Annotated in this window: 5 protein-coding genes; 3 read left to right on the forward strand and 2 right to left on the reverse strand. The window is 45.9% G+C overall.

From position 1 onward, the window contains the following. On the forward strand, positions 1-702 hold a 702-nt coding region (locus tag F6K46_RS38860; protein ID WP_293118088.1), incomplete at its 5' end, for a lamin tail domain-containing protein. A 3-nt stretch (positions 703-705) separates the two neighbouring features. Here F6K46_RS38860 and F6K46_RS38865 read toward each other — a convergent pair. Both F6K46_RS38865 and F6K46_RS38870 read right to left on the reverse strand, forming a co-directional pair. Next, positions 706-1,155: a hypothetical protein gene (locus F6K46_RS38865; RefSeq protein ID WP_293118092.1), complete on the reverse strand. Its 450-nt coding sequence runs from the start codon at positions 1,153-1,155 to the stop codon at positions 706-708. A 178-nt stretch (positions 1,156-1,333) separates the two neighbouring features. Beyond that, on the reverse strand, positions 1,334-1,954 hold the full coding sequence (locus tag F6K46_RS38870; RefSeq protein ID WP_293118095.1) for a DinB family protein: 621 nt from the start codon (positions 1,952-1,954) through the stop codon (positions 1,334-1,336). A 23-nt stretch (positions 1,955-1,977) separates the two neighbouring features. Between F6K46_RS38870 and F6K46_RS38875 the strand changes: the two genes are divergently transcribed. Next, on the forward strand, positions 1,978-2,160 hold the full coding sequence (locus F6K46_RS38875) for a hypothetical protein (protein ID WP_293068956.1): 183 nt from the start codon (positions 1,978-1,980) through the stop codon (positions 2,158-2,160). Between the two features lie 103 nt (positions 2,161-2,263). Continuing rightward, the coding region (locus tag F6K46_RS38880; protein WP_366664737.1) for a peroxidase family protein at positions 2,264-3,278 on the forward strand (1,015 nt) is incomplete at its 3' end.

A 3,278-nucleotide genomic window follows, 5' to 3' on the forward strand; every position in this document is an offset into this window, starting at 1 on the left:
AACAGCGGGTATTCTGATTTCCAATCGGAACAGATTCCTGAGGGTAACGGATCTATTGTTGCAGTGGCCTTAAAAGACGGTAAGGAAACGGTCTTGGCAATACGAGATTTGGACGACATTGATTTTTCCAATGACCGATGTCCGGAAATCATTACGGAATTTACATCCAAAGATGTTTTTATCTCGGAGTTGGCTGACCCCGACAACAACTCGGGCGCTCGCTTCGTGGAGTTGTACAATGCAGCGCAAGAACCCTTGGACCTAAACCTTTGGACCTTACGCCGATATACCAATGATAACACTGACATAAGCTCTACAATTGACCTCTCAGGATTGATTATTCCTTCGGAAGGCACTTTGGTTATTTCCCCCAATGCTGAGGAATTTGAATTAATCTACGGTTTCCCCCCAGATCTGGGCGTTTCAACAAACAGTCCAGCGGACTCCAACGGAGATGATAACTTGGAGCTGGTAGACCCTTTTGGAACTGTCGTTGATGTATTTGGAGTCATCGGTGAGGACGGGTCAGGCACCAACCATGAGTTTGAGGATGGCAGAGCTTTACGTAATCCAAATGTTATTCAGGGAAATGCGGTCTACACTTTCGAGGAATGGACGCTATATAATGACACAGGAGATGCAGGCACCTTAAAAATGCCGCAAAATGCCCCCGAGGATTTTACTCCTGGAATAAGGGATTAAGGACTACATAATGATCGGCTTATAGCTGAATTTTTGTCCCCCTACGGAAGCATCGGCCATAAGTCCTGCTTTGGGTAAGGCAAACACAGCTACGCCCTCCTTGTATTTGGCGTTAAAGGCAATCCCGGATTTTAGGGCCACGGCTGAGGTTTCGGCAGCAAACTGGAACTTACCTTCCTTAAAACGGTTCAGGTCCACATGGGTCTCAAAAAAGATGACCTCTATGATGGCCTGTCCACCTGCTTGCAAGCCTACGTTCAATTTTTTAAGGCCTGCCATTCCAACGACTTGGTTGCCTTCATAAACCACACCGTTGCCAGAGGCACCACCTATGATAAAGCCGCCTTTACCCACGTTGGGAAAAATGACATAGCCCGCTGAATTGTCGAAGAATTTTTGCAGTCCGCTTTGAGCTTCCAACAGGGCCTCTTTGGCCTTTACGGCGTCTGCCATTACCTTTTTGTCCTTTTCGGACTGGGCAGCCATGTTAGCGGTTAAGGATAGTGCTAAAACGAGTATAAGAGATTTTACGATTTTCATTGTATTGAGATTTTTGGATACCCAAAGTTAAAAAACAAACCCTTTCCATTTCGGAAAGGGCATGCCAATAATTAGTTAATAATCCCAACAGCTATTGCTCCTCCACACTTTTGGGAAAGTCTGCATGGGCCATGATTTCCTCCATCTGTAAAATATGGCGTTCGGAATGCCCGGCCGCAAAAATAATGACCTGGAAGCCATCTACAGTTCCAAACGGCAAATCCTGGTTGAACCGATTTCTCAGATCATCAGTGGTGGTTTTTGCGTATTCAATATGCTCGTTCCGTTTTTTCAAAAACGCTTCAACGGTCTCCTCGTGGGACCCAAATTTACCAGACGGTTCAAAAGGTTCAGTGGTTTTGAATTTCTTGCTGCGGTCAGTCAGGACGCCCATTAATTCATCGTCCTTAAAAACGAGGGAATCTTTGAGTGCGGGAATGTTGCCTTCGGCAACGGTTTTCTTCAAAAAGCCTTCAAAGGCGTTTTCCGCAATGGCAATATGTTCCACACATTCTGCAATGGACCACGAATCTTTAGTGGGTTTAAAATGAAGCTGTTCTGCAGTAAGGCCTTTGACCACTGTTGTTAAATGGTCCCGGGTTTCGGTCAGGTGTTTCACAGCCAGGGCACGTTCCGCTTCTGTTAATTGGGTTGGTTTTGGGCTGAAGCTAATCAGCATCAGGACCATAAGGGATAAAATCGCTTTTTTCATGAGTGATAGGATTTAATGTGATTGTGTACATGTTTGTTTTCCGGTTTGATGAATTGGATGATCGGTATTGGGCAACCAAAGCGATCGCCAATGGCATCAGTATAAAATTAGAAGGAACATTAGGCCCCCAAAAGGGTCAAAATGGCCAAAACACATGTTGCTTTTGGACAGAAACCGGGGAAACTTCCTCTACAGAGCCCAAATAGATAAAGCTTATTTTTTAATAGCATATTAATATGAATTGTCTATCGTACAGCCTCTGGATCTCTTAATTTTATGGGGAAAGAAATCAATTAAAACAACATACTAATGAGCAAAGATTTAGCGAACGGGGCAGATGCCAGCATGTGTCCTTTTCTTAATGGAGAACTAAACCAGGCCGCAGGTAGTGGAACGACCAACAAAGACTGGTGGCCCAATCAATTGAACTTGAACATCCTTAGACAACATTCCTCACTTGCGGATCCTATGGATGAAGACTTCGACTACGCAGCGGAATTTAAAAAGCTGGACCTTGCCGCTCTTAAACAAGACTTGACAGATTTGATGACCGACAGCCAAGAATGGTGGCCAGCTGATTATGGGCATTATGGTCCGTTCTTCATCAGAATGGCTTGGCACGCCGCCGGAACCTACCGAATCGCGGATGGACGTGGCGGTGGTGGAACCGGAAACCAGCGCTTTGCTCCTCTGAACAGCTGGCCGGATAATGCCAACTTGGATAAGGCCCGACTATTGCTCTGGCCGATTAAGCAGAAGTATGGAAAGAAAATTTCCTGGGCCGATTTGTTGATCTTGGCCGGAAATGTAGCCCACGAATCCATGGGATTGAAAATGTTTGGTTTTGCTGGAGGGCGTGAGGACATCTGGCAGCCGGAAGAAGATATTTATTGGGGTTCTGAAACCGAATGGCTGGGGAACAAAGATCGCTATAATGAAGATGGTGAACTGGAAAAGCAAATGGGTGCTGTACATATGGGATTGATCTATGTAAATCCTGAAGGACCCAACGGAAATCCAGACCCACTAGCTGCCGCGCACGACATTCGCGAAACCTTTGGGCGGATGGCAATGAACGATTATGAGACCGTAGCTTTGATTGCAGGGGGACATACCTTTGGAAAGACCCACGGTGCGGCCTCTGATGCTGAGTATGTGGGAGCGGAGCCAGCTGGAGCTTCCATTGAAATGCAAAGCATGGGATGGAAAAATAACTTTGGTTCTGGAAAAGGTGCAGATACCATTACCAGTGGTTTGGAAGGTGCCTGGACCAATACTCCTACCAAATGGAGCCACAGTTTCTTGGAGAACCTATACAAATACA

The organism is Moorena sp. SIO3E8, assembly GCF_010692445.1.
GTDB lineage: Bacteria > Cyanobacteriota > Cyanobacteriia > Cyanobacteriales > Coleofasciculaceae > Moorena > Moorena bouillonii.